Annotated in this window: 18 protein-coding genes; 6 read left to right on the top strand and 12 right to left on the bottom strand. The window is 60.2% G+C overall.

Annotated elements, in window-relative coordinates; genetic code table 11:
• Positions 1 to 13 precede the first annotated feature (13 nt).
• The 4 genes from PH562_RS27520 to PH562_RS27505 all read right to left on the bottom strand — a co-directional run bounded on the left by PH562_RS27520 (position 14) and on the right by PH562_RS27505 (position 5,268).
• Positions 14 to 439, bottom strand: coding sequence for a type II toxin-antitoxin system VapC family toxin (locus tag PH562_RS27520; RefSeq protein WP_285176879.1), 426 nt, complete (start codon positions 437 to 439; stop codon positions 14 to 16).
• On the bottom strand, positions 436 to 681 hold the full coding sequence (locus PH562_RS27515) for a FitA-like ribbon-helix-helix domain-containing protein (RefSeq protein WP_285176877.1): 246 nt from the start codon (positions 679 to 681) through the stop codon (positions 436 to 438). Before PH562_RS27515 ends, PH562_RS27520 begins: the two co-directional genes overlap by 4 nt.
• A gap of 129 nt (positions 682 to 810) precedes the next feature.
• The gene (locus PH562_RS27510; protein WP_285176876.1) at positions 811 to 3,954 is read right to left on the bottom strand and encodes an efflux RND transporter permease subunit; all 3,144 of its coding nucleotides are present in this window, start codon (positions 3,952 to 3,954) and stop codon (positions 811 to 813) included.
• A gap of 9 nt (positions 3,955 to 3,963) precedes the next feature.
• Positions 3,964 to 5,268, bottom strand: coding sequence for an efflux RND transporter periplasmic adaptor subunit (locus tag PH562_RS27505; protein WP_113231408.1), 1,305 nt, complete (start codon positions 5,266 to 5,268; stop codon positions 3,964 to 3,966).
• Positions 5,269 to 5,405: 137 nt separating this feature from the next.
• On the opposite strand from PH562_RS27505, the gene PH562_RS27500 reads away from it, so the two are divergent.
• Positions 5,406 to 6,056 carry a TetR/AcrR family transcriptional regulator gene (locus PH562_RS27500; protein ID WP_285176875.1) on the top strand — a complete coding sequence of 217 codons (651 nt, stop codon included), beginning with the start codon at positions 5,406 to 5,408 and terminating at the stop codon, positions 6,054 to 6,056.
• 192 nt (positions 6,057 to 6,248) lie between these two features.
• Here PH562_RS27500 and PH562_RS27495 read toward each other — a convergent pair whose 3' ends face one another.
• From PH562_RS27495 to PH562_RS27485, 3 genes are all read right to left on the bottom strand, one after another.
• Positions 6,249 to 6,488 carry a hypothetical protein gene (locus tag PH562_RS27495; protein ID WP_075853552.1) on the bottom strand — a complete coding sequence of 80 codons (240 nt, stop codon included), beginning with the start codon at positions 6,486 to 6,488 and terminating at the stop codon, positions 6,249 to 6,251.
• 425 nt (positions 6,489 to 6,913) lie between these two features.
• Positions 6,914 to 7,372: a helix-turn-helix domain-containing protein gene (locus PH562_RS27490; RefSeq protein WP_113231410.1), complete on the bottom strand. Its 459-nt coding sequence runs from the start codon at positions 7,370 to 7,372 to the stop codon at positions 6,914 to 6,916.
• A 186-nt stretch (positions 7,373 to 7,558) separates the two neighbouring features.
• Entirely contained in the window at positions 7,559 to 7,867 is a 309-nt protein-coding gene (locus PH562_RS27485) for a hypothetical protein (RefSeq protein ID WP_285176874.1), read from the bottom strand.
• A gap of 264 nt (positions 7,868 to 8,131) precedes the next feature.
• Here PH562_RS27485 and PH562_RS27480 point away from each other — a divergent pair, with 264 nt between their 5' ends.
• From PH562_RS27480 to PH562_RS27465, 4 genes are all read left to right on the top strand, one after another.
• Positions 8,132 to 9,145: an ABC transporter substrate-binding protein gene (locus PH562_RS27480; RefSeq protein ID WP_285176873.1), complete on the top strand. Its 1,014-nt coding sequence runs from the start codon at positions 8,132 to 8,134 to the stop codon at positions 9,143 to 9,145.
• Between the two features lie 198 nt (positions 9,146 to 9,343).
• Entirely contained in the window at positions 9,344 to 10,357 is a 1,014-nt protein-coding gene (locus PH562_RS27475) for an ABC transporter substrate-binding protein (protein WP_015341541.1), read from the top strand.
• A gap of 122 nt (positions 10,358 to 10,479) precedes the next feature.
• A complete protein-coding gene (locus PH562_RS27470; RefSeq protein WP_285176872.1) occupies positions 10,480 to 11,298 on the top strand; it encodes an ABC transporter ATP-binding protein in 819 nt (272 codons plus the stop codon).
• 13 nt (positions 11,299 to 11,311) lie between these two features.
• Positions 11,312 to 12,193 carry an ABC transporter permease gene (locus PH562_RS27465; RefSeq protein ID WP_113231415.1) on the top strand — a complete coding sequence of 294 codons (882 nt, stop codon included), beginning with the start codon at positions 11,312 to 11,314 and terminating at the stop codon, positions 12,191 to 12,193.
• Between the two features lie 275 nt (positions 12,194 to 12,468).
• Here the strand turns inward: PH562_RS27465 and PH562_RS27460 are convergent, their stop codons facing one another.
• The 4 genes from PH562_RS27460 to PH562_RS27445 all read right to left on the bottom strand — a co-directional run bounded on the left by PH562_RS27460 (position 12,469) and on the right by PH562_RS27445 (position 17,921).
• A complete protein-coding gene (locus PH562_RS27460; RefSeq protein ID WP_285176871.1) occupies positions 12,469 to 13,884 on the bottom strand; it encodes a sensor histidine kinase in 1,416 nt (471 codons plus the stop codon).
• Entirely contained in the window at positions 13,874 to 14,542 is a 669-nt protein-coding gene (locus PH562_RS27455) for a response regulator (RefSeq protein ID WP_285176868.1), read from the bottom strand. The genes PH562_RS27460 and PH562_RS27455 overlap by 11 nt, the downstream gene beginning before the upstream one ends.
• 63 nt (positions 14,543 to 14,605) lie before the next feature.
• A complete protein-coding gene (locus PH562_RS27450) occupies positions 14,606 to 16,396 on the bottom strand; it encodes an alpha/beta fold hydrolase (RefSeq protein WP_285176867.1) in 1,791 nt (596 codons plus the stop codon).
• 10 nt (positions 16,397 to 16,406) lie between these two features.
• Entirely contained in the window at positions 16,407 to 17,921 is a 1,515-nt protein-coding gene (locus tag PH562_RS27445) for a lipopolysaccharide biosynthesis protein (protein WP_285176866.1), read from the bottom strand.
• Positions 17,922 to 18,108: 187 nt separating this feature from the next.
• Here PH562_RS27445 and PH562_RS27440 point away from each other — a divergent pair, with 187 nt between their 5' ends.
• Entirely contained in the window at positions 18,109 to 18,963 is an 855-nt protein-coding gene (locus PH562_RS27440) for a glycosyltransferase family 2 protein (protein WP_285176865.1), read from the top strand.
• Here PH562_RS27440 and PH562_RS27435 read toward each other — a convergent pair.
• Positions 18,930 to 20,132 (bottom strand): glycosyltransferase family 4 protein, encoded by a 1,203-nt coding sequence (locus tag PH562_RS27435; protein WP_285176864.1) that lies wholly within the window; start codon positions 20,130 to 20,132, stop codon positions 18,930 to 18,932. The genes PH562_RS27440 and PH562_RS27435 overlap by 34 nt on opposite strands.
• Positions 20,133 to 20,560 lie beyond the last annotated feature (428 nt).

Genomic DNA, 20,560 nt, shown 5'->3' with positions numbered 1-20,560 from the left:
TGGATGGACCGGATCAGCCCTGATAATCCCACGGATTGACGACAGCTATTCCGATGTCCAGGAAATTCGACACGTTGCGGGTGGCAAGGGTTGCTCCTCGCGACGCTACAATTGCGGCGATCTGAGCATCGAACTGGCTGATCGGCTTGCCGGCCCGACGCCGCGATGTTGCAATGAAGGAATAAGCTCCCGCGGCTTCGCTATCGAAGGGGAGAACTCTTCCGGCGAAATCCTCTTCGAATATCGGGAGAATAGCAGCTTCCAATTCGCTTCGGCGTCGGCCCGCAGGCAGCAGCCGGAGACCGTAAAGGATTTCCGCCTGCGTCGTTGCCGTCGTAAAGATGGCGAGAGGAGGCTGGGCGGCGAGCCACGCTTCAACCATTGGCGATGGTGATGGTGCCAATAGGTCAGAAATGACATTTGTGTCGAGAACGATCATGGATCGAGATCGACCGGTCGGATTGGTTCACGCGGAGCCATATCCAGCACGACCCCACCACTCGCAGCCATGCGGCGACGGATTGTCTCAACCAAGTTGGGTTGACGCTTTTCTTCGGTCGACAAGGCCGCCCGCAGAATGTCTCGCGCCTCATCCTCCATCGATCGCCCATGTGCAGCCGCGCGAATGCGCAGTCGGGTCTTTAAATGATCGTCGATGTTGCGGATCGTCATACTGGCCATGGAAGTATCCCATCATCAATGATTGCATATTAATCATTGATGACAATCTTGGCAAATCAAGACGAAGCATCCGATACCCGATCGAGATCTCCACTCGCTCTCTGCTTCGAGAGAGCGAGTGGAGAGACCTTAATGCGCCACGTCAGGGTTACCAGCCTCCCGCCCTGCCGGCGACCGAACATTGCCCTTGAAGATACGGCGGACGGAGACGAAGAGCAGCGGGATGAAAAAGATGCCGAGCACGGTCGCCGAAATCATGCCGCCCATGACGCCGATGCCGATCGAGTTCTGGCTGCCGGAACCGGCCCCATTGGCGACCGCCAGCGGCAGCACGCCGAGGATGAAGGCGAGCGAGGTCATCAGGATCGGTCGCAAGCGCTGGCGGGATGCTTCCAGCGTTGCGTCGATCAGGCTCTTGCCCTGGTTCTGTTGCTCGATGGCGAATTCGACGATCAGGATGGCGTTCTTTGCCGCCAGACCGATTGTTGTCAGCAGACCGACCTTGAAGTAGACGTCGTTCGACTGGCCGAAAATGGTGGCTGCCAAGAGTGCGCCGAAGATGCCGATCGGCACCGACAGCATGACGGCAAGCGGGATCGACCAGCTCTCGTAAAGGGCGGCGAGTGCCAGGAAGACGACCAGGATCGAGATCGCATAGAGCTGGGTCGCCTGGTTGCCCGAAAGCTTTTCCTGGGCAGACAGGCTGGTCCATTCATGACTGAAGCCGGGCGGCAGGCTCGCCATGATCTTGTCGATCTCGTTCATGGCGTCGCCCGAGGAGACGCCAGGCGCCGCGGAGCCGAGGATCTCGACCGCCGACGAGCCGTTATAGCGCTCCAGACGCGGTGAGCCGTAGGTCCATTCGCCACTCGAGAAAGCGGAGAATGGCACCATGTCGCCGCCGGAATTGCGCACATACCAGCGGCCCAGGTCTTCGGGCTGCATGCGGAAATCCTTGTCGGCCTGGACATAGACCTTCTTGACACGGCCGCGGTCGATGAAGTCGTTGACATAGGTGCCGCCCCAGGCCGTCGACAGCGTCGTGTCGATATCCGAAAGGCCGATGTTCAGCGCGCTCGCCTTTTCCTGGTCGATGTTTACGGAATATTGCGGCGTGTCCTCCTGGCCGTTCGGACGCGTTCCGAACAGCTTGTGGTTCTGTGCGGCTGCGCCAAGCAGCTGATTGCGGGCCGCTATGAGCGCTTCATGGCCGGCGCCGTTGATATCCTTGATGAAGAAGTCGAAGCCGCTCGAGCTGCCGAAGCCGGGGATTGCCGGCGGTGCCAGCGCGAAGACGCTACCGTCCTTGATCTTGGAAAAGGCTCCCATGGCGCGACCGGCGATGGCTTGTGCCTTCGACTGCGGCGTCTTGCGCTGATCGAAATCCTTCAACCTGACGAAGACGAGACCAACATTCTGGCCTTGACCGCTGAATCCGAATCCGGCGACTGCGAATGCGCCCTCGACATAGTCCTTCTCGTTGTTGAGATAATAATCTCTCACCTGGTCGAGTACCGCCCAGGTACGGGAATCCGTGGCGCCTGGAGGCAGCTGGATCGCCGTCAGCAGAATGCCTTGGTCTTCGTCCGGAAGGAAGGAGCTCGGCAAGCGGTTGAAGAGATAACCGACGCCGACGCCGATCAGGACGAATATCAGCAGAAAAACGGCGGTCATGCGAATCATGCGGTGGACGCCGCGCTGATAACTGCGTGTTCCCCGCTCGAAATTGCGGTTGAACCAGCCGAAGACGCCCTTTTCCTTCGCACCATGTTTGGGCTGTCTGAGAATGGTGGCGCAAAGAGCTGGCGTGAGGATAAGAGCGACGATGACGGACAGCACCATCGCCGAGACGATCGTCACCGAGAACTGCCGGTAGATAATGCCGACCGAACCGGAAAAGAAGGCCATCGGGATGAACACGGCCGACAAGACCGTGGCGATGCCGATCAGTGCGCCGGTGATTTCCTGCATCGACTTGATCGTCGCCTCACGCGGCGACAATCCCTCTTCCTCCATGACGCGCTCGACGTTCTCGACGACGACGATGGCATCGTCGACCAGAAGGCCGATCGCCAGCACCATGCCGAACATGGTCAATGTGTTGATGGAATAGCCGAACATCGCCAGCACGCCGAAGGTGCCGAGAAGCACGACGGGGACGGCGAGCGTCGGGATCAGCGTGGCGCGCAGATTCTGCAGGAAGACGAACATGACGATGAAGACGAGCACGATAGCTTCGAACAGCGTCTTGACCACGTCTTCGATCGACAGCTTCACGAACGGCGTCGTATCGTAGGGATAGACGATCTCGACATTCGGCGGCAGGGTCTCGCTCATATTGCCGATGGCTGTCCGCACCGCTTCGGCCGTATTGATGGCGTTGGCGCCGGAGGCGAGCATCACCGCAAGACCGGCGGAAGGATGACCGTTATAGGTGGTCGACGTCGTATAGCTGTCTGCTCCGAGTTCCACGGTGGCGACATCGTTGATGCGCACCAGCGAGCCGTCGGACTGGCTTTTCAGGATGATATTTTCGAACTGCTCCGGCGTCTGCAGGCGGCTCTTCGCCGTGACTGTCGCATTGAGCTGCTGGCCCTTGCGCTGCGGCAGGGCACCCAACTGGCCGGCCGAGACCTGCGAGTTCTGGGCCTGGATTGCGCTCGTTACGTCGCTCACCATCAGCTGATATTTGGCAAGCTTGTCCGGATCGACCCAGATGCGCATGGCATAGCCGGCACCGAAGATCTGTGTATTGCCGACGCCTTCGATACGCTTCAGCGTGTCGTTCAGGGTGCTGGAGACGTAATCGGCAAGATCGTTCGAGTTAAGTTTCCCATCCGTCGACACGAAGCCGACGACCATCAGGAAGTTCGAGGTCGATTTCGAGACGACGATGCCGGTATTTTGAACGGTCTGCGGCAGTTGCGCGGTGACGAGCTGCAGCTTGTTCTGTACCTGCATTTGCGCGACGTCGGGATCGGCCTTGTTGGTGAAGGTCAGCGAAATCGAGGCCTGACCCGTCGAGGTCGATGTCGATGTCATGTAGTCGAGATTGTCGATACCGGTCATGCCCTGCTCGATGACCTTGGTCACCGAGTTTTCGACGGTTGCCGCGTCAGCCCCGGAGTAGGTGGCGCTGATGCTGACTGTCGTCGGTGCGATCTGCGGATATTGCGAAATCGACAGCGTGAAGATCGAAAGTGCGCCCGCCAGCATGATGACGATGGCGATCACCCAGGCGAAGATCGGCCTGTCGATGAAAAAACGAGACATCGTCTAACCTCACTTCTGCGCGCCGGAGGCGGCTTTCATATCGGTCTTTTCCAGCCCGGCCTGCTCCGTAGACGGTTTGCTATCGGCGGCAGCCTGCTTCACTTCGCCGGTCGCATCGTCAATCGTTACCGGAGAAACGGTGACTTCTTGACCGTCACGAACACGCTGGACGCCTTCGACGATCACGCGATCGCCATCGGCAACGCCCTGGTTGACAAGCCAGCTGTTGCCGATGCTGCGTTCCACCTTCAACACCCGCTGCTGCACCTTGCCCTCGGCGGTCACGAACATGGCGATCGGTTCGCCCTTCGTGTTGCGGGTCACGGCGCGCTGCGGCACGAGGAAGCTGTTTTCGGCAATACCTTCCTGGATGGTGGCACGAACATACATGCCCGGCAGCAGGATGCGATCCGGATTGGGGAAGACGGCGCGCACGGTGATGGTGCCGACCGTTTCCGCAACGGAGGATTCGGCAAATTCCAGTTTGCCGGTTTCCTTGTATTGGCTGCCGTCCTCAAGCGTCAGATGTACGGAAACGTTGTCGCCGCTCGTTTTCAGCCGGCCGTCGGCGACGGCGCGGCGGAATTCGAGCAGGTTGGTGCTCGACTGCGTGACATCGACATTGATCGGATCGAGCTGACGAATGGTGGTCAGCGCCGTTGTCTGATCGGCAGTGACGAGCGCGCCGACGGTGACGGTGGACGCATCGACGCGGCCGGAGATCGGCGCTCTCATCTTGGTATAATCAAGATTGATGCGGGCGGTCTCCAGGGCCGCCTTGGCGGAAGCGACATCGGCCTGAGCCTGGACGAGCGTGGACTGCGCGTCATCGAAATCCTGCTTGCTGACCGCGTTCTGGGCGCTCAGGCCCTTGTAGCGGTCGAGCTTGGCCTGGGCGCTGGGCACGGCGCCCTCCGCCTTCTGCAATGAGGCTGCGGCGCTGTCATACGATGCCTGATAGGAGGACGGATCGATCTCGTAGAGCACGTCGCCTTCCCGGACCTCACTGCCTTCCTTGAAATTGCGGCTGCGGATGATGCCGCCGACCTGCGGCCGCACTTCGGCGACGAGGTAGGCACTGGTGCGGCCGGGCAGTTCGGCGGTGATGGCGACGGATTGCGGATGCAGCGACATCGCGCTCACTTCCGTCTTGACGGCGGGAGCGGTGTTCTGGGCGGAATTCTGCTGGTTGCAGCCCACCAGTAACATCGCGGCGACAATTCCGACGGCGGTCAGCGAGCCGCGGCCAACCGTAAGGCGGGCTGGTATCGCCGGATATGCGACTGCAGAAGTGGGAGGGGCGAGCTTTCGCACGTTGCTATTTCCTGTTGCCTTATTTATAGTACCAAGTCGTACAGAAAATATTTGTACGGCTTCAAATGTCAATCGTATTCGGCTGTTGGGGTCAAGACGGTGTGCTGACAAAGGAACGAGCAGCCAAGGCCGACCAGGTGGCTAAGCCCCGCCCGCGCGGCCGTCCGAAAACCGTGAACGACGATGCGCGCAGCGCGGAGATCGTCGCGGAGGCGCGCGCAACCTTTTATGAGCTGGGTTACGGCGGCACAACCATGGATCTGGTTGCTGCCCGGTGCCGGATTTCGAAGCAGACCCTCTACAGATTGTTTCCGAGCAAGACCGATCTCTTCAAGGCCATCATTGCTGAGCATCGCGCATCGATGCTGGCTCTGCCGCGGCCCACGGAGGAGAATTTGCCGTTCGACAAGGCGCTCGAGCTGATATTCATGATCGACATCGATGAAGATCAGGAGCGCGAACGGGACGCCTTCATTCACCTTGCCATCAGTGAGTCGCAGCAATCTCCTGAAATCGCCAGGCTACTGCACACTTATGGCGCCAGACCATCACGGCAGTTGCTGACGGATTGGCTTGTCGAGCAGCAGCGGCGCGGCTTGATCGAAATTGCCGATGCGGCAAGCGGAGCGCGCATGTTGATGAGCATGATCTTCGATGCGATGATTTCGAGGCCGGGGCGTCCGAAGGATTGGCCCGACCGCGAAACGCGGTTGCGCCATCTGCGCCATTGCATCGCGATTTTTACCGCCGGCGTCCAGCCGCGCAAAGGTAGCTTCCGAACGCCGTGATCTTTGAATTCGCTTCCCGCGCGTGGGGTTTGATTTTATGGAGGCCATTGTCGCAAAGCCGCTGCAGGCTCTGTGCGACATGCTTTCGGCCTGCCATCTCGACGATTCAGCTCACCAAGAGCAATGCCGATATGGCTTGCTGAGCCATACCGGCATCGTTCCGTATCCGGCAAAGGCCGGGATTACTCTGATTCAGTGTGCCACCACGTTTGCTATGTCCGTTCCCTCTTCGAACAAGGGATTGGGCAAGCCATTTTCATACATTTCCTGCAGCACGGCCCCGAGCGCCAAATCCAGGCACCAGACCGGGAATTCCGCATTCAGGTTTTTGGCGCTCTGCCGTGCATAAGTGATGAGCCGAGCGATTGATGCCAGTTCCTTGAGCGAGTCCGGATCCTGGTATGCTGCGTCGATCGGAAGTGCTGCTGTCATTTCGTGCCCTCTATTGCCCCCGTTCCCGGCAGACGAATCGTGTCTGGCCGGGAACATCAGCAAACCGTAACGGATGTTTTGCAGCTTGGCGCGTGACATGCGGCGTGACACGATGCGTGATTGCGGCGATTTCTTGATTTTGCAATTTCAAGGCGTGAAATGCGGCCTGCAAGGGGTAGGAAGGAGCCTCACATCGAACATTTGCACGCAAAATCCGCCCATGCTTCCGCTATCAGCGCGATTTTGGTGCCGCCTGGATGTCGATCTTCGCGGCTCTCTGCGAGCCGATGCCAGGCTAGACGGACTGAAATTCTCGGCGGGAACTCAGGGCCTGAAGCGCATCGCGATCTCTCAAATCCGCTTCTTGCGCTTCAGGTTTTGATGTCGCTGTCGCAAAAGCGCTGCGCATTTTTGCGCAAATTGCTTCAGTTGCGCAGGCCGACCGATACGTTCGTTGCGCGCGGGAGGTGATCCGGCAGCGCGTCAGAAGCACTTGCCAGCGATTTGATCAGCGTCAGCACGGACTGGCGAATGCTTGGATCGTTGATCTTCATGAACGCCTTGTTGAGGCTCAAGCCCTCTTTGGACGTCAGGAAATCCGACAGATCTTCCAGGCCGTTGATTGCGCCGAGGCCATCGGTGTTCAGGGGCTGCGAATTATCCTGCTGGAAGAAGAAGGCAACCGGTACGGCGAGCACGCCGGCAATCGCCTGCAACCGGCTGGCGCCGATGCGATTGGTGCCCTTTTCGTATTTTTGCACCTGCTGAAATGTCACGCCGATCTGTTCGGCAAGCCGCTCCTGGCTCATGCCAAGCATAAGACGGCGCGTGCGGACGCGAGAGCCTACATAGGCATCGATCGGGTTCGGTACTTTTGCACTCACTGCGCAATCTCCTTATTCAAACAGGGCTGGCGGATTACACCATATTTTGACCCTTCGCGATAAAGGGCGCGTGCTCTATCTGCCCGCGAAATGTGCGTTAAATGTGGGTGGAGCTCAACTAAAAGTCTTTTTATATTGAGTTTTGTAACTCCGTACACGCATAAACCGCAGAAAAGCTGATTCGCGTCAATGCGGATTGAAGATCGAGGACGGCTTGCAATTATAGACGGGGCAGGCCGGATTATCCTTGGTCGGCACATAGCTGCGGCTGGCATAGTCGGAGATGTCGCATTGCCCGCGGCCGGCCACATAACGGTCGTAGAGAGCGGGACCGCCACGGGACGATGGATAACGCAGTATCACCGCCCGTTCGGCGGCAATCAGTTGCTGCACCGATGCGCAAGTTTTGCCGAGCGACTCGTAGCGGGAAATCGCCGATGCCGGCCCGGCTATCGTGATCGTCATCAACACAAGGGCTGCGGCAATGATCCTCATCGATGATCCCTCCCAATGAAAGCACTTTACCTTAAATAGTCGCAATGCGGGAAATGCCAAGATAGGCAATGCTTGCCGTTGTATGGAAGTCCGACTTCCGTCAACGGGCGCGAAACCGCAGCCATTCGAAGCGAACCTCCGATAGCCGAGGAGTTGCTTTCAGCTCAATGAAAGGTTGGGCGTGCATGTCTTTTCCGCTTCAGGAGGAAGCGCGTGCCGTGCCGTTGTCAATCGGCGCGGTACACAATTGGAGAGGAGGACTTCATGCGTGCATCCAGCATTCTCAGATATTCCGCGGCTTTTTCCCTTGCGGTAGCCGCCGCCGGGTTTGCGGCAACGGCGGCACAGGCAGCCGACAAGATTTCCATCATGGTGGGAGGCTACGAAAAGCAGATCTATCTGCCGGCCAAGCTTGCCGAAGGGCTTGGCTATTTCAAGGAGCAGGGGCTGAACGTCGAACTTCTCAATGAGCCGGCAGGCGTTGATGCGGAAAACGAAATGCTGGCAGGTGCCGTCCAGGGCGTCGTCGGCTTCTACGACCATTGCATCGACCTTCAGGGCAAGGGCAAGTTCGTCGAATCCGTCGTGCAATTCAGCCAGGCGCCGGGCGAAGTCGAGCTGGTTTCGGCCAAGCATCCGGAAATCAAATCTCCTGCAGACTTTAAGGGCAAGAGCCTCGGCGTCACCGGCCTTGGTTCCTCGACCAACTTCCTGACCCAGTATCTGGCCATCAAGGCTGGCCTGAAGCTCGGAGAATTCACCTCCGTTCCGGTTGGTGCCGGCCAGACCTTTATCGCGGCCATGCAACAGGATGCCATCCAGGCCGGCATGACGACCGAGCCGACAGTCTCTCGCCTTCTGAAGACCGGCGAGGCCAAGGTTCTGATCGACATGCGCACGATGGACGGAACAAGAGCCGCTCTGGGCGGGACCTATCCCGCTGCGTCACTTTATATGCAGGAGTCTTGGGTCAAGGACCACAAGGAGGAGGTGCAGAAGCTTGCGAATGCTTTCGTCAAGACGCTGCATTTCATCAATACCCATTCGGCCGCCGAGATCGCCGACAAGATGCCCAAGGATTTCTATGTCGGCGACAAGGAAGGCTATGTGAAGGCGCTCGAAAACGGCAAGGCCATGTTCACGCCCGATGGCGTGATGCCGGAAGATGGTCCGAAAACCGTTCTTGCCGTGCTTTCCGAATTCTCCAAGAATGTTCAGGGCAAGTCGATCGATCTGTCGAAGACCTACACGACGGAGTTCGTCAAAAACGCCAAATAGCGCGCAGTAGCGTTTCCGGCGCCGGCGGCATATTCGAGCCGTCGGCGTCCGCGTTCATAAAATCGCAATGTTCCCTCGCAGGGTTGCGCACTGAAAGCTGACTGAAAGGTTGCCCGCGCTAGGTTTGCTGAGCTTCGTGGAGGAAGCGCCTTTCCAGCGCGTCGTATGGCGCAAGAATTAAAACAGGAGGAGACATTGATGCGTCCATCGCGCACGTTTTTTCATACCGTAGCCCTTTCCCTCGTCATGACTGCTGCTTCGCTTGCAGCCACGGCCGCCAATGCTGCCGACAAGATTTCCATCATGGTGGGTGGCTACGAAAAGCAGATCTATCTGCCGGCCAAGCTTGCCGAAGGGCTTGGCTACTTCAAGGATGAAGGCCTCGAGGTCGAGCTCCTCAACGAATCCGCCGGCGTCGACGCCGAAAACCAGCTGCTCGCCGGCGCCGTTCAGGGCGTCGTCGGCTTCTACGACCATTGCGTCGACCTGCAGGCCAAGGGCAAGTTCATCAAGTCCGTCGTGCAGTTCAGTCAGGCACCGGGCGAAGTCGAGTTGGTTTCGGCCAAATATCCCGATATCAAGTCCTTCGCCGACCTGAAGGGCAAGCGCGCCGGCGTTACCGGCCTCGGCTCGTCGACGAATTTCCTGACGCTCTACATGGCGTCGAAGGCAGGCCTCTCGCCGGCCGATATCACGCCTGTTCCGGTCGGCGCCGGCCAGACCTTTATTGCGGCCATGCAGCAGGACGCCATCCAGGTGGGCATGACCACCGAGCCGACGATTTCGCGCCTGCTCAAGACCGGCGAAGCCAAGATCCTCGTCGATCTGCGCACGCTGAAGGGCACCGAAGAGGCGCTCGGCGGTACCTATCCGGCGGCTTCGCTCTATATGGATGCCGCATGGGTCGACGCTCATAAGGAAGAAGTGCAGAAGCTCGCGAATGCTTTCGTCAAGACGCTGCGCTTCATCCATACGCATTCCGCCGCTGAAATTGCCGAGAAGATGCCGAAGGACTTCTACGTCGGCGACAAGGACGGCTACATCAAGGCTCTCGACGCCGGCAAGGAAATGTTCACGGCCGACGGCGTGATGCCGGAAGATGGTCCGAAGACGGTGCTCGCCGTGCTCTCGCAGTTCTCCAAGAACGTCAAGGGCAAGACGATCGACCTGTCGAAGACCTACACGACGGAATTCGTGAAGAACGTCAAGTAAGCAGTCAGAACGCCGCTTCCGGCCAGCTTTTAGAAAGACCCCCGGAAGCGGCAGTTCAAGAGACTTTGCAGTTCACTGGGCTTTGCGTGCACGCCCTGAAGGCACGCGTCAGGATCAGCACCATGCAACAGAATGAACGCCGTAACCCGGCGATAGAGCTCATCAATGTCAGCCGCCGTTTCGTATCGCCGACCGGCAAGTCGCTGACAGCACTGCGCGATTTCAACATGACCGTCGAGCGCGGCGAATTCGTCGCCGTTGTCGGGCCGACGGGCTGCGGCAAGTCGACGACGCTCAATCTCGTCACCGGCCTTGCCAAGCCGAGCGCCGGCGAAGTCCGCCTGATGGGCGGCCCGGTGAACGGCATCGACCGGCGCGTCGGCTTCGCCTTCCAGACGGATGCGCTCTTCCCCTGGCAGAATGTCATCGAAAACGTCATGGCCGGCCCGCTGTTCCGCGGCAAGTCGAAGGCCGAGGCTGAAAAGATGGCCAAGGATTGGCTTGCCCGCGTCGGTCTCTCCAAGTTTCTACATCACTATCCGCATCAGCTGTCGGGCGGCATGCGCAAGCGCGTCTCGCTGGCGCAGACCTTTATCAACGAGCCGGAAATCCTGCTGATGGACGAGCCTTTCTCGGCGCTCGACGTGCAGACCCGCACGGTCATGCATGAAGAACTGCTGAAGCTCTGGGCCGAACGCCAGGCCTCCGTCGTCTTCGTGACGCACGATCTCGAAGAAGCCGTTGCGCTCGCCGACAAGGTCTATGTGCTGACGGCCGGCCCGGCGACGGTCAAATCGGTCTACACGATCGACCTGCCGCGTCCGCGCGTCGTCTCGGAGATCCGCTACGAACAGAATTTCATCGATTATTGCAAGACGATCTGGGACGACCTGCGCGAAGAGGTCGAAACCAGCTATCGCCGTGCCGCGGAAGCGGCATAAGGGAGGATTGATCATGGCAAACACAGCTCTCGAAGCAGGCAATGCCCCGATCTTCCGCGCCGGCACCTCGGACGCGGAAATCGAAGCCGCAGCATTGAAGGCGATGACGCGCCGCAAGTATGTCGTCGTGGCATGGCAGGTCGGCATTCTGCTCGCCATCCTCGGTCTCTGGCAGATCGCTTCCGATCTGCACTGGATCGATCCGTTCTTCTATTCTAGCCCCTACGGCATCGCACTGCGTCTCTGGGAGTGGATCGTCGACGGCACTGAGAGCGGCTCCCTCTGGTACCATCTTGGCGTCACCATGGAAGAAGCGCTGATCGGCTTTATCATCGGCTCGGTGACAGGCGTCCTCGTCGGCGTCGCCCTCGGCCGCAACAAGCTGGCGTCCGATATCCTCTCGATCTACATCAAGGCGATCAACTCGATCCCACGCGTCGTTCTCGCGCCGATCTTCGTGATGATCATGGGTCTCGGCCTGGCGTCCAAAGTGGCGTTGGCCTTCATCATGGTGTTCTTCGTCGTGTTCGCCAATGCTTTCCAGGGCGTTCGCGAAGCCGACCGCAACATGATCGCCAATGCACGCATTCTCGGCGCCTCCAACTGGCGGGTGACCCGCAACGTCATCCTGCCGTCGGCAATGAGCTGGATTTTTGCAAGCCTGCACATCTCCTTCTCCTTTGCCATCATCGGCGCGATCGTCGGTGAGTTCGTCGGTTCGCTGGCCGGCATCGGCTACCTGATCTCGATCGCCAAGGGCACCTATGATGCCGCCGGCCTCTATGCCGCGATCATCCTGGTGATGGTGGTGACGCTCGGCGCCGAATATGTGATGACGCTCATCGAAAACCGCATCACCCGCTGGCGTCCGCAGCAAAGCCTCGACACGCATTAAGTGTTGATTTTCTGGACCTCCCAAGGCCAGGGGCCGGGCGTTTCGCCCGGCCTTTTTGCTGTGCGGCCATAGTAGACTCCCTCTCCCCGCTTGCGGGGAGAGGGCTGGGGTGAGGGGCCGCGGGCTATTGATTTAAGGGAGAGTTATGATTGGTTTCGCATGGGAAGAACCGCAGACAAGGTGCTTCCGATGCTTCTGCGAATAGCCCCTCACCCTAACCCTCTCCCCGCTTGCGGGGAGAGGGCACTAGCCCACCATAACCGTCGCCCGCACTTTCAAACAGCCGGCAGCCGCACGCTGACCAGCAGCCCGCCGCCGGGTGCGTCATCTAGTCTGACCGAGCCGCCGGCGCCATCGACGACTTCGCGGACGATGGCGAGCCCCAGGCCGCTGCCTTCCGGTTCGGTGCCCATGATGCGATAGAAGCGTTCGAAGACCTGGGTGCGTTCGGGTTCCGGGATGCCCGGTCCGTTGTCCTCGACCCATAGCAGAGCCGTATCGCCTTCCCGGCCGACGCCGACCGTCACGCGGCCGCCCGGCTGCGTGTAGCGCAGCGCATTATCGACGAGATTGACCAGCATTTCGCGCAGCATTGTGCCGTCGCCCTCGATATGAACCGCCGTCTCGTCCGTCTCGAGCCCGAGATCGATATTGCGGCGCAGGGCTTCCTCGGCGAGCGTTTCCAGCACGCGCCGAGCGGTTTCCGCGAGATCGATGGTGTCGTTGCGGGGCCGGCGGCTGCCTGGTTCGGCGCGTGAGAGCGTCAGGAGCTGGCTCGCAAGCCGCGTCACCTGCCGTGTGCTGGACCGCAATGCCGTCAGCGCCTCGTCGCGTCTGATATTGTCGGTTTCACGCGCGGCAAAGCTTGCCTGGGTCGAGATCAGGGCAAGCGGTGTGCGCAGCTGATGGGCGGCATTCGAGACGAAGCGGCGTTGTGCCGCCATCTGGTTCTGCACCCGCTCCATGTGGTCGTTGAGGGCGTGGACGAGCGGCCGAAGCTCGTTCTGTACCATGTGAGGATCCAGCGGATCGAGCCGCTGACGGCCGCGCTCGCGCACGGCGTTGCGCAGCCGCAGCACGGGAGCAAGACCACGTTGCAGGCCGATGATGGTCACCAGCCCGGCAAGCAGGACAAGCGCGAGCTGCTTGGTGAAATCAGACAGCCAAAGCCTGCGGCGCATGGCATACTGGCTGTTGTGTGTCACGGCGACCGCCACGGAAATCGTGCTGTCCTGACCGAGGCCGACAACGGGATGGCTCAGCATGAGTACGCGGACGCCTTCGTTACGAAACGTCATGTCCTCGCCGTTTAAATCCCGCTTCGGACGTGGCAGATCGGGAAAGCCGGCGATGAGGTTCCCCCACGCCGTGACCACCTTATAGAAGACGCGGTCACCATAGCCGGTATCGAACATTTCCAGTGCGGCAGGCGGAATGTCGATCTGCACCGTGCCGCTCGCATCGACGCGCACTGCCTCCGCGATCACACGCGCCGAAGCCAGCAGGGTGTGATCGGTGACGAGATTGGCGGTCGCGTCGGCCGAGCGGAAGCTCAGATAGAGGTTGATGCAGATGGCGCCGATCAGGGTCAGCACGACCCAGGCGAAGAGTTGCGCCCGCAGGCTTGTCGTCACCGCGCCGACGGCGCGCCTCAGAACTCCCTTCGCTGGTGCAGCTTCGTCATTGCGCATGGCGAAGGAGGTAACCGAGGCCGCGCAGCGTCGCGATCTGCACGGAACTGCCTTCGAGCTTCTTGCGGACACGATGCACGTAGATCTCGATCGCGCTGGTATCGGCGAGATCGTCGAAGCCGAAGACGCTTTCCGAAAGTGTCGTCTTGGTAACTGTGGTGCCAGCCTTCATGACCAGATGTTCGAGCACGGCGTGTTCCCGCGGCGTCAGCGCCAGGGCTTCGCCTGCCAGATAGAATTGTCGCGTACCGCCATCGAATACTAGGTCGCCGACGGCGATCTCCGGGGCGGCGCGATCGTGACCTCGGCGGACGGCCGCGCGTATGCGGGCTTCCAGTTCGGCAATCTCGAAAGGCTTGGCGAGGTAGTCGTCGGCGCCGCTGTCGAGGCCGGCAACGCGGCCGTCGAGGCTGGCATTGGCTGTCAGGATGATGACCGGCACCTTGTTGCCGCTCTGGCGCAGGCGTTTCAGCAGCGTCAGTCCATCCATTTTTGGTAACGACAGATCAAGGATGACGATGGCGTAGGCTGCCACTTTCAGCATGTGCTCGGCGTCCTCGCCGTCATAGGCGATATCGACGACATACTGCGCCTGACGCAGCGCCTTGCCGAGCCAGGATGCCAGTTCGCGGTTGTCTTCGACGATCAGGAGCCTCATGGAGCGACTATACAGCAAGTGTCGGATATGGCGAACATTTCCGGCGGTTTTCCAGCCTGTGCGTCATCGGTTGGCGAGCCGCAAACCCATCTCCCGGACCTCTCTCAAATAGACCTTACGCGCATAGGGCGGCGTCAGGTTGTGATCGGCCTCGGGAATGATGGTGAGGCGTATGTCCGGAAAATGCTTCAGGCCTGCGCCGTTCTCGCCGAACTCGTCATGCAGATGATCGAGCCCGATATCATGGGCGCTGTAGATCAGGGACATGTCGACGCCACGCTTGGCAAGCGTGCGGAAACCACCCAGCACAGGTCCCTGAGCCGCAGCGAAGATGGGGAATGCACCGAGCAGGTGGCGAGCCGTTCGTATCGCCCGCCGGCCGAGCCCGGTCGCCATGTTGAGGATGGCGCTCCTTGCATCGATCTGGCCGCCGAAGAGCCGCTTCAGCGTTTCCATCTGCAGGAGCTTGCGCCCATAGGTTTCCAGCGACCGGGGAGCAAAGCGCAGGGCTTCATCGACCGATCGGCTCTCGTCCCAATGGAAGCTGTAGGGATTAACCGTGATGAGGCCGCGGCAGCGTGTGTCGCGTAACGCTGCCTGAAAGGCGAGATAGCCGCCGCTGCAACGCCCGACCACATAGGCCGGCAGCAGGCCTCTCTTTTCCAGAAGATCCAGTGCTTCACCGACATCGAGATGCTGGTCGCGCGAATAGAGCACCTGCTCGGGGGCGCCGGAAAGCGGTGGGCTGTCGCCGACATTGGCCGTATCGAAACGCAGCGAGGCGATGCCGTCCCGGGCAAGCGCGCGCGCCATGGTGGCCGACATCCGGCCCCAGCCGGCATGCCGGTCATAGGCTGTCGTCAGGAGTAGCGCGGTTGCGCCCGTGCGGGCACCCTGCGGCTCGCAGAGAATGCCGAACAGCCGGTTTCCCACGCCGAAACGCAGCGGCGTCTCACGAAAGCCTTCGCCGATGAGAGATTCCGCGACCGGCAGCGTAAGTTCGGTCGATGTGATTTCAGTGGTATTTCCGGCGACCGACTGCACCCATTCGACTATTTTCCGGCCGGCCGTCGTCGGCATGGTGGCGATGGTCGGGTTCGAGACGAGGTCGTCGTAACTTTCGTAGGAGGCCTGCGTGACCTCGGGGCCAAGCGTTTCGAGATGACGCGCGAAATCGTCGTCTCCCGGGCGGCCGGGGCGCGTCAGCACCAGGCAATTCGGCGTGCACAGCCGGTCAAGCGTCATGAGATTCAGCTTTCTGACCGCATCGGCGGCGCTATCGGGCATGCGGAGGCTCGCGACGGTAACGCCCTCGGTCTGACGCTGCGCTTCGGAAAGCCCCATGCTCTCATCGATCATCTTGGACCAGACGGTCAATTCGCGCAGGTAGGCACGGCCGGAAATGATGGGCGCGAGAAAGGCAATGCCGCCGATGCCGGGAATATGTTCGGCGAGCGTTGCCGCGATCGTTCCGCCAAGGCCCTGGCTCACAAGGATCAGGCGCTCGCAGCCGGAAAGCGCCTTCAGTTTTTCTGCCGCCGCGAGAGCGGTTTCATGCCACGGCTCCAGACCTTTGCCTTCATCGGCCAGATCAAGCGCATCGCCCGTGCCGGCATAATCGAAGCGAAGGCTGGCGACGCCGATATCAGCGAGATCTTCCGCCAGAATCCGCCAGAACTTGCGCACGCACATTTCCTCGAAACCCCAGGGGCTGAGAAACAGGACGGCGGTGCCGAATGAAGGTCCGATGGCTGATGTGAACAGGCCGACCGTTCCGGCGAAGGTTACCGGGGCCGCGGCCGATCTTGGCTGCCTTCCTTTGTCTTTTTCCTCGGCGGCTCCCCAACCAGCCATGCTAGTCTCCTCACATTCGGCGTGGGGCCAATAGGGCCAGAGCCTGAGTGGCAATCGGATTGATACGTGCAGGCAATCGCGTCGCGATCTTCTGCATGACCTCGATATCTTCGGCTGGAACGGCTTTCAGCAGTCTGAGCGCAATGCCATAGGCCAGCGCGCCGGCGATGATGGCGCCTACGAGGCCTGCGACACCGGTCAGCGCCTGAACGAAACCATAGGCTGCAACCGCACATAGAATGGCAGCAACCGTGACTTTTGCAAGGTTGATGAGCATACCGTGCGTCGATCCTTCGAATTCCATGCGGCGTACCGTCATTAGGCACAGGGCGACAAAGGCGAGCAGACGGACCAGCGCCGCACCCTCGCCTCCGAAAAAGGGTACGGCGATGACGCAGCCGATGACCATGATAATGCTGGCGATGACGCCGAGGATGGTGCGTTCGCGCACGCGATCCAGCGAATAGAGATATTGCGTGCAGATCTGCATGAAGACATAGGGCACCGCGGTCAGGGACAGCAGTGCCACCATGCCGCCGCTCGGTGCAAAGGCCGGGCCGAAGATCGTCACGACAAGCTCCGGCGAAATGGCTGCAAGTCCGAAGCTCATCGGCAGGGTGATATAGGCTATGCTGCGCGCCACGCCGGCAAAGACCTCGACCGGCAGCTTGTCCGATGCCCGCGCATGCATCTGCTCGGAATAATAGGGCAGAAGGCTGCCGCTTAATTGTACGGGCAGCTGCAGAGCCAGATTGGCAAGCGACAGGCCGACGGCGTAAAAGCCGACCGCTTCGATGCCCCAATAGCGCTGCAGGAAGACGAGTTCGATGCGATTGAGAAAAATCGAGCTGTTGATGAGTTCGATCGAGAGGATGAGCGACGAGCCGATGAGAGCGGAAAGGCCGACGCCGCAGCTGTTCTTGCGTGCGATCGCAATCCGGAGCGTCGCGATGAACATCGGCAGCTGGCCGATCGCATAGCCGGCGAGCGCGCCGCTGACGCCGAAGAAGATCGCTCCCGCAAGAACTGTAACGAGCTGCAACGCCGAACTTATTATGGTGATGCGCAGGAATGCGCCGACTTGCTGCTCGCCGATCAGATAATTCTTGCTGTAGGCGCCGAGAGACTGAAGAACGAAGAATACGCCCGTGATGGCAATGACTTCAGATGCATCGCCCGCCCAGTGCAAACGCTCCGTATCCCAATAATAGGCGATATAGCCGGCGAGCAGGATGACGGTTGCGAGAATCGTCGGCTGTAGGAGGTAAGCGGCAAAGCCCAACCGCTCTTCCTTCGAATAGCCGTTTCCCTTCAACTGCGGCAGGACGCGCAGCAGGGTAACGCCGGCGCCGAGCTCGGCGATCAGTGCTCCCGTCGTCGTCAGCCACAGAGAAAAGGCGATGATGCCGTTGGCTTCAGGCCCCAGCAGGCGCGCCGCGATGATCGAACATGCAAAGCCGGTCGCGAGCAGGGTCAATCCCGCCGCCGCGTTCAAAACCGAATTTGCCATTATGCTCTTCGTCATGAAGATAGACCGTTCCTCAAATTGCCGGAACCTACCGCATATGTCCGGCTTTTCGTGGGATAGCGTCAGCTCTATTTCATATGCCTTAATATTTAGGGTTTAATGCTGCGCTAAGTTCATTTTTTACTTCGGCTAATATTCATTCCTTCTGATGTTGGCCGCTCCAAGGCTTGTGCGGAGGGTCTCATTGTTCAGCCTCATCGTCTGCACGATCGATCGGTTCGATCAGCTGGAGCGGCTATTCCGTTCGCTGGTGGTACAGAGTCATAAGGATTTTGAGGTTATCGTCGTCGACCAGAATGCTGACGACCGGCTGCGCGAGCTGATCGACCGCTTTTCCCCCTGCTTCCCCATTCGTCACGTCCGTTCGCCGAAGGGACTTTCGCGGGCGCGCAACAACGGCATGGCGGTCGCGGAGGGCGACTATGTCTGTTTTCCCGACGATGATTGCTGGTACGAGGCCGAGACGCTTTCGACAGCCGCGACACTGTTTTCGGCCCATCCAAACCTGGCGATTGTCACCGGCCGAACGCTCGACGCCGAAGGTCTCGCTTCCGTCAGCCCGACGGGCGAGACGCGGCTGGCGCTGACGCGCTGGAATTATCTGAAGTGCGGCAATTCCAACGGCATCTTCGTGCGCCGCCCCGCATTGGCCGATATCGGTGGCTTCGACGAGGATCTCGGCGTCGGTTCGGAATCACCGTTCCAGAGCGGCGAAGAGGCAGATTTCCTGCTGCGCGCGCTCGCCACCGGCAGACAAGCGATGTTCTTCCCGGAATTGATCGTCCATCACGATCAGGTCACCAGCGAATATGGCCCGAGGCAGGTGGAGCGTGCGCGCAAATACGGGCGCGGCTTCGGCGCTCTGATGCGCAAGCAGGCATTTCCCTTGTATTATGTCAGCTACCGCCTGTTTCGTCCGGTCGCCGGCTGGCTGGCGGCGCTGGTGCGCTTCAATGGCGATGCCGCCCGCTACAAGCGGGCCTGGCTCATCGGCATTCTGGAAGGTTATGCCACCTGGCCACGGTGGCGCAGGAACTGAGGCGACTTGCCCTTCGGGGTCAGAGTTTCGGCATAGATGTCCATGTAGCGCTGCGCGACCTCGTCCCAGGCATAGGCGCGGGCGTCGCGCAGCAGCTCCTGCCGCAAGCTCAGATCGTCGGCCTCGAGGCGGTCGAAAGCTTCGGTCAACGTATCGGCGGCGGCTTCCGGATCGGCGAAATCCGACAGCATCAGGGCAGGATGGGTTTCCGCCATCGCCTTATAGGCCTCGTTGGCGTTCAGCACCGGCAGCAGACCGGCGCTCATCGCTTCGATCGCCACGAGACCGAAGCCTTCGTACTCGGAGGCCGAGGCGAAAAGCGAGGCGCGTGCGATGATGTTGCGGATCGAGCCGTCATCGATCGAGACATGCAGTGCGACATTGTGTTCGAGGTCGCGGGCGGCGATTTCCTTTTCCAGCGTTGCGCGATCGAGATCCGATTCGGCGCCGATGATATCGAGATGCCACTCTGCTTCGCGGGCGGCCAGCACCGTCATGACATCAAGCAGGTGGTCGAGCCGCTTGTTGACCGAGAAGCGGCCTATCGTGACGATGCGGCGGCGCGCTTCCAGGGCAGCGCAATTGGAGAACTTGCCGACATCGGCGCCGTTTTCGATCAGGTGGACGCGGCTGTTGGCGATCTGTGAAAAGAGCCGCGCGTCGGACTGGCTGCAACAGATGAGGGAGGCATAGCCGAGTGCGGAAAGCCGCGTTGCCGTGTTGAACCAGACCTTCTTGATGGCGGCATATTTCTGCGTATGGAAGAAGCCGCCATGGGTGGTGGCAACCATCGGCCGCCCATGCATCAGCTTGCCCCAGGCCAGTGCGTCGAAGAAGAAATCGACGGCGTGGACATGAATGAGATCGGCATCGGCCAGATGGCGGAAGACCTTGGGTGCCAGCGGATAACGGCTGGAGCCGGACCAGGGTATGCGCACGATCTCGATGCCGTCAATGGTCTCGCTTTCGGCGAGTTTTCGGCCGGGATCGGAAAACAGGCTGTTGCAGGTAACAACGCGCACGCGATAGCCGCGGGAAACCAGCTGGCGGCAGAGGTTGGCAACGACGTCTTCCAGGCCGCCCTTGTTCGGCAGGAACTGGCGCACGACATGCACGATCAGCGGCCCGGCCTGCTTGTTTGCCTGAATGTCCGCAACAGCCGATGTCATCGATCCACCCTCGACCCCTATGCCGCGCCATGCACCGGCAATCCGGCGCTGCAGCGCGCCGCCCGTTGATCAGTCGGCAAAGCAGATCATCGGTTCGGTTAAAAAGGATTTAATCGCAGGTGGAAAGCCGAGCGGTTTCAGGCAAGAGGGTTAATAGCGGGGCGTTAGGCGGGGGTACGGGGAACTTGCGTGGTGGAAGTGGCGACGACGCGATGTTGTGATTGGCTGCTGCTCTTGCGACTGCCCCTCACCCTAACCCTCTCCCCGCTTGCGGGGAGAGGGGACTGGCCCGGCATCTGCCGTGCACGACCACAAAACTGAGTGAACCCCCTTGTAACTTCCCTTTATCCGCGGTTGAGGCTGTAATGCCTGTTGCGGTGGCGGATGGGAGACCGATGCACCTTTGGGACACCAAGCCCGTGGGAGAG

Origin of the sequence: Rhizobium centroccidentale (assembly GCF_030182565.1) — a bacterium.
In the GTDB taxonomy this organism is placed as follows: Bacteria; Pseudomonadota; Alphaproteobacteria; order Rhizobiales; family Rhizobiaceae; genus Rhizobium.
The sequence above is the reverse complement of the archived record's forward strand: the minus strand, read 5'-3'. Positions and strand labels throughout refer to the sequence as shown.

What these genes read in the sequence shown, in the direction of transcription:
- PH562_RS27520 (WP_285176879.1), bottom strand. Translation starts at nt 439, where the DNA reads ATGATCGTTCTCGACACAAATGTCATTTCTGACCTATTGGCACCATCA.
- PH562_RS27515 (WP_285176877.1), bottom strand. Translation starts at nt 681, where the DNA reads ATGGCCAGTATGACGATCCGCAACATCGACGATCATTTAAAGACCCGA.
- PH562_RS27510 (WP_285176876.1), bottom strand. Translation starts at nt 3,954, where the DNA reads ATGTCTCGTTTTTTCATCGACAGGCCGATCTTCGCCTGGGTGATCGCC.
- PH562_RS27495 (WP_075853552.1), bottom strand. Translation starts at nt 6,488, where the DNA reads ATGACAGCAGCACTTCCGATCGACGCAGCATACCAGGATCCGGACTCG.
- PH562_RS27485 (WP_285176874.1), bottom strand. Translation starts at nt 7,867, where the DNA reads ATGAGGATCATTGCCGCAGCCCTTGTGTTGATGACGATCACGATAGCC.
- PH562_RS27480 (WP_285176873.1), top strand. Translation starts at nt 8,132, where the DNA reads ATGCGTGCATCCAGCATTCTCAGATATTCCGCGGCTTTTTCCCTTGCG.
- PH562_RS27475 (WP_015341541.1), top strand. Translation starts at nt 9,344, where the DNA reads ATGCGTCCATCGCGCACGTTTTTTCATACCGTAGCCCTTTCCCTCGTC.
- PH562_RS27470 (WP_285176872.1), top strand. Translation starts at nt 10,480, where the DNA reads ATGCAACAGAATGAACGCCGTAACCCGGCGATAGAGCTCATCAATGTC.
- PH562_RS27465 (WP_113231415.1), top strand. Translation starts at nt 11,312, where the DNA reads ATGGCAAACACAGCTCTCGAAGCAGGCAATGCCCCGATCTTCCGCGCC.
- PH562_RS27460 (WP_285176871.1), bottom strand. Translation starts at nt 13,884, where the DNA reads ATGCGCAATGACGAAGCTGCACCAGCGAAGGGAGTTCTGAGGCGCGCC.
- PH562_RS27455 (WP_285176868.1), bottom strand. Translation starts at nt 14,542, where the DNA reads ATGAGGCTCCTGATCGTCGAAGACAACCGCGAACTGGCATCCTGGCTC.
- PH562_RS27450 (WP_285176867.1), bottom strand. Translation starts at nt 16,396, where the DNA reads ATGGCTGGTTGGGGAGCCGCCGAGGAAAAAGACAAAGGAAGGCAGCCA.
- PH562_RS27445 (WP_285176866.1), bottom strand. Translation starts at nt 17,921, where the DNA reads ATGACGAAGAGCATAATGGCAAATTCGGTTTTGAACGCGGCGGCGGGA.
- PH562_RS27435 (WP_285176864.1), bottom strand. Translation starts at nt 20,132, where the DNA reads ATGACATCGGCTGTTGCGGACATTCAGGCAAACAAGCAGGCCGGGCCG.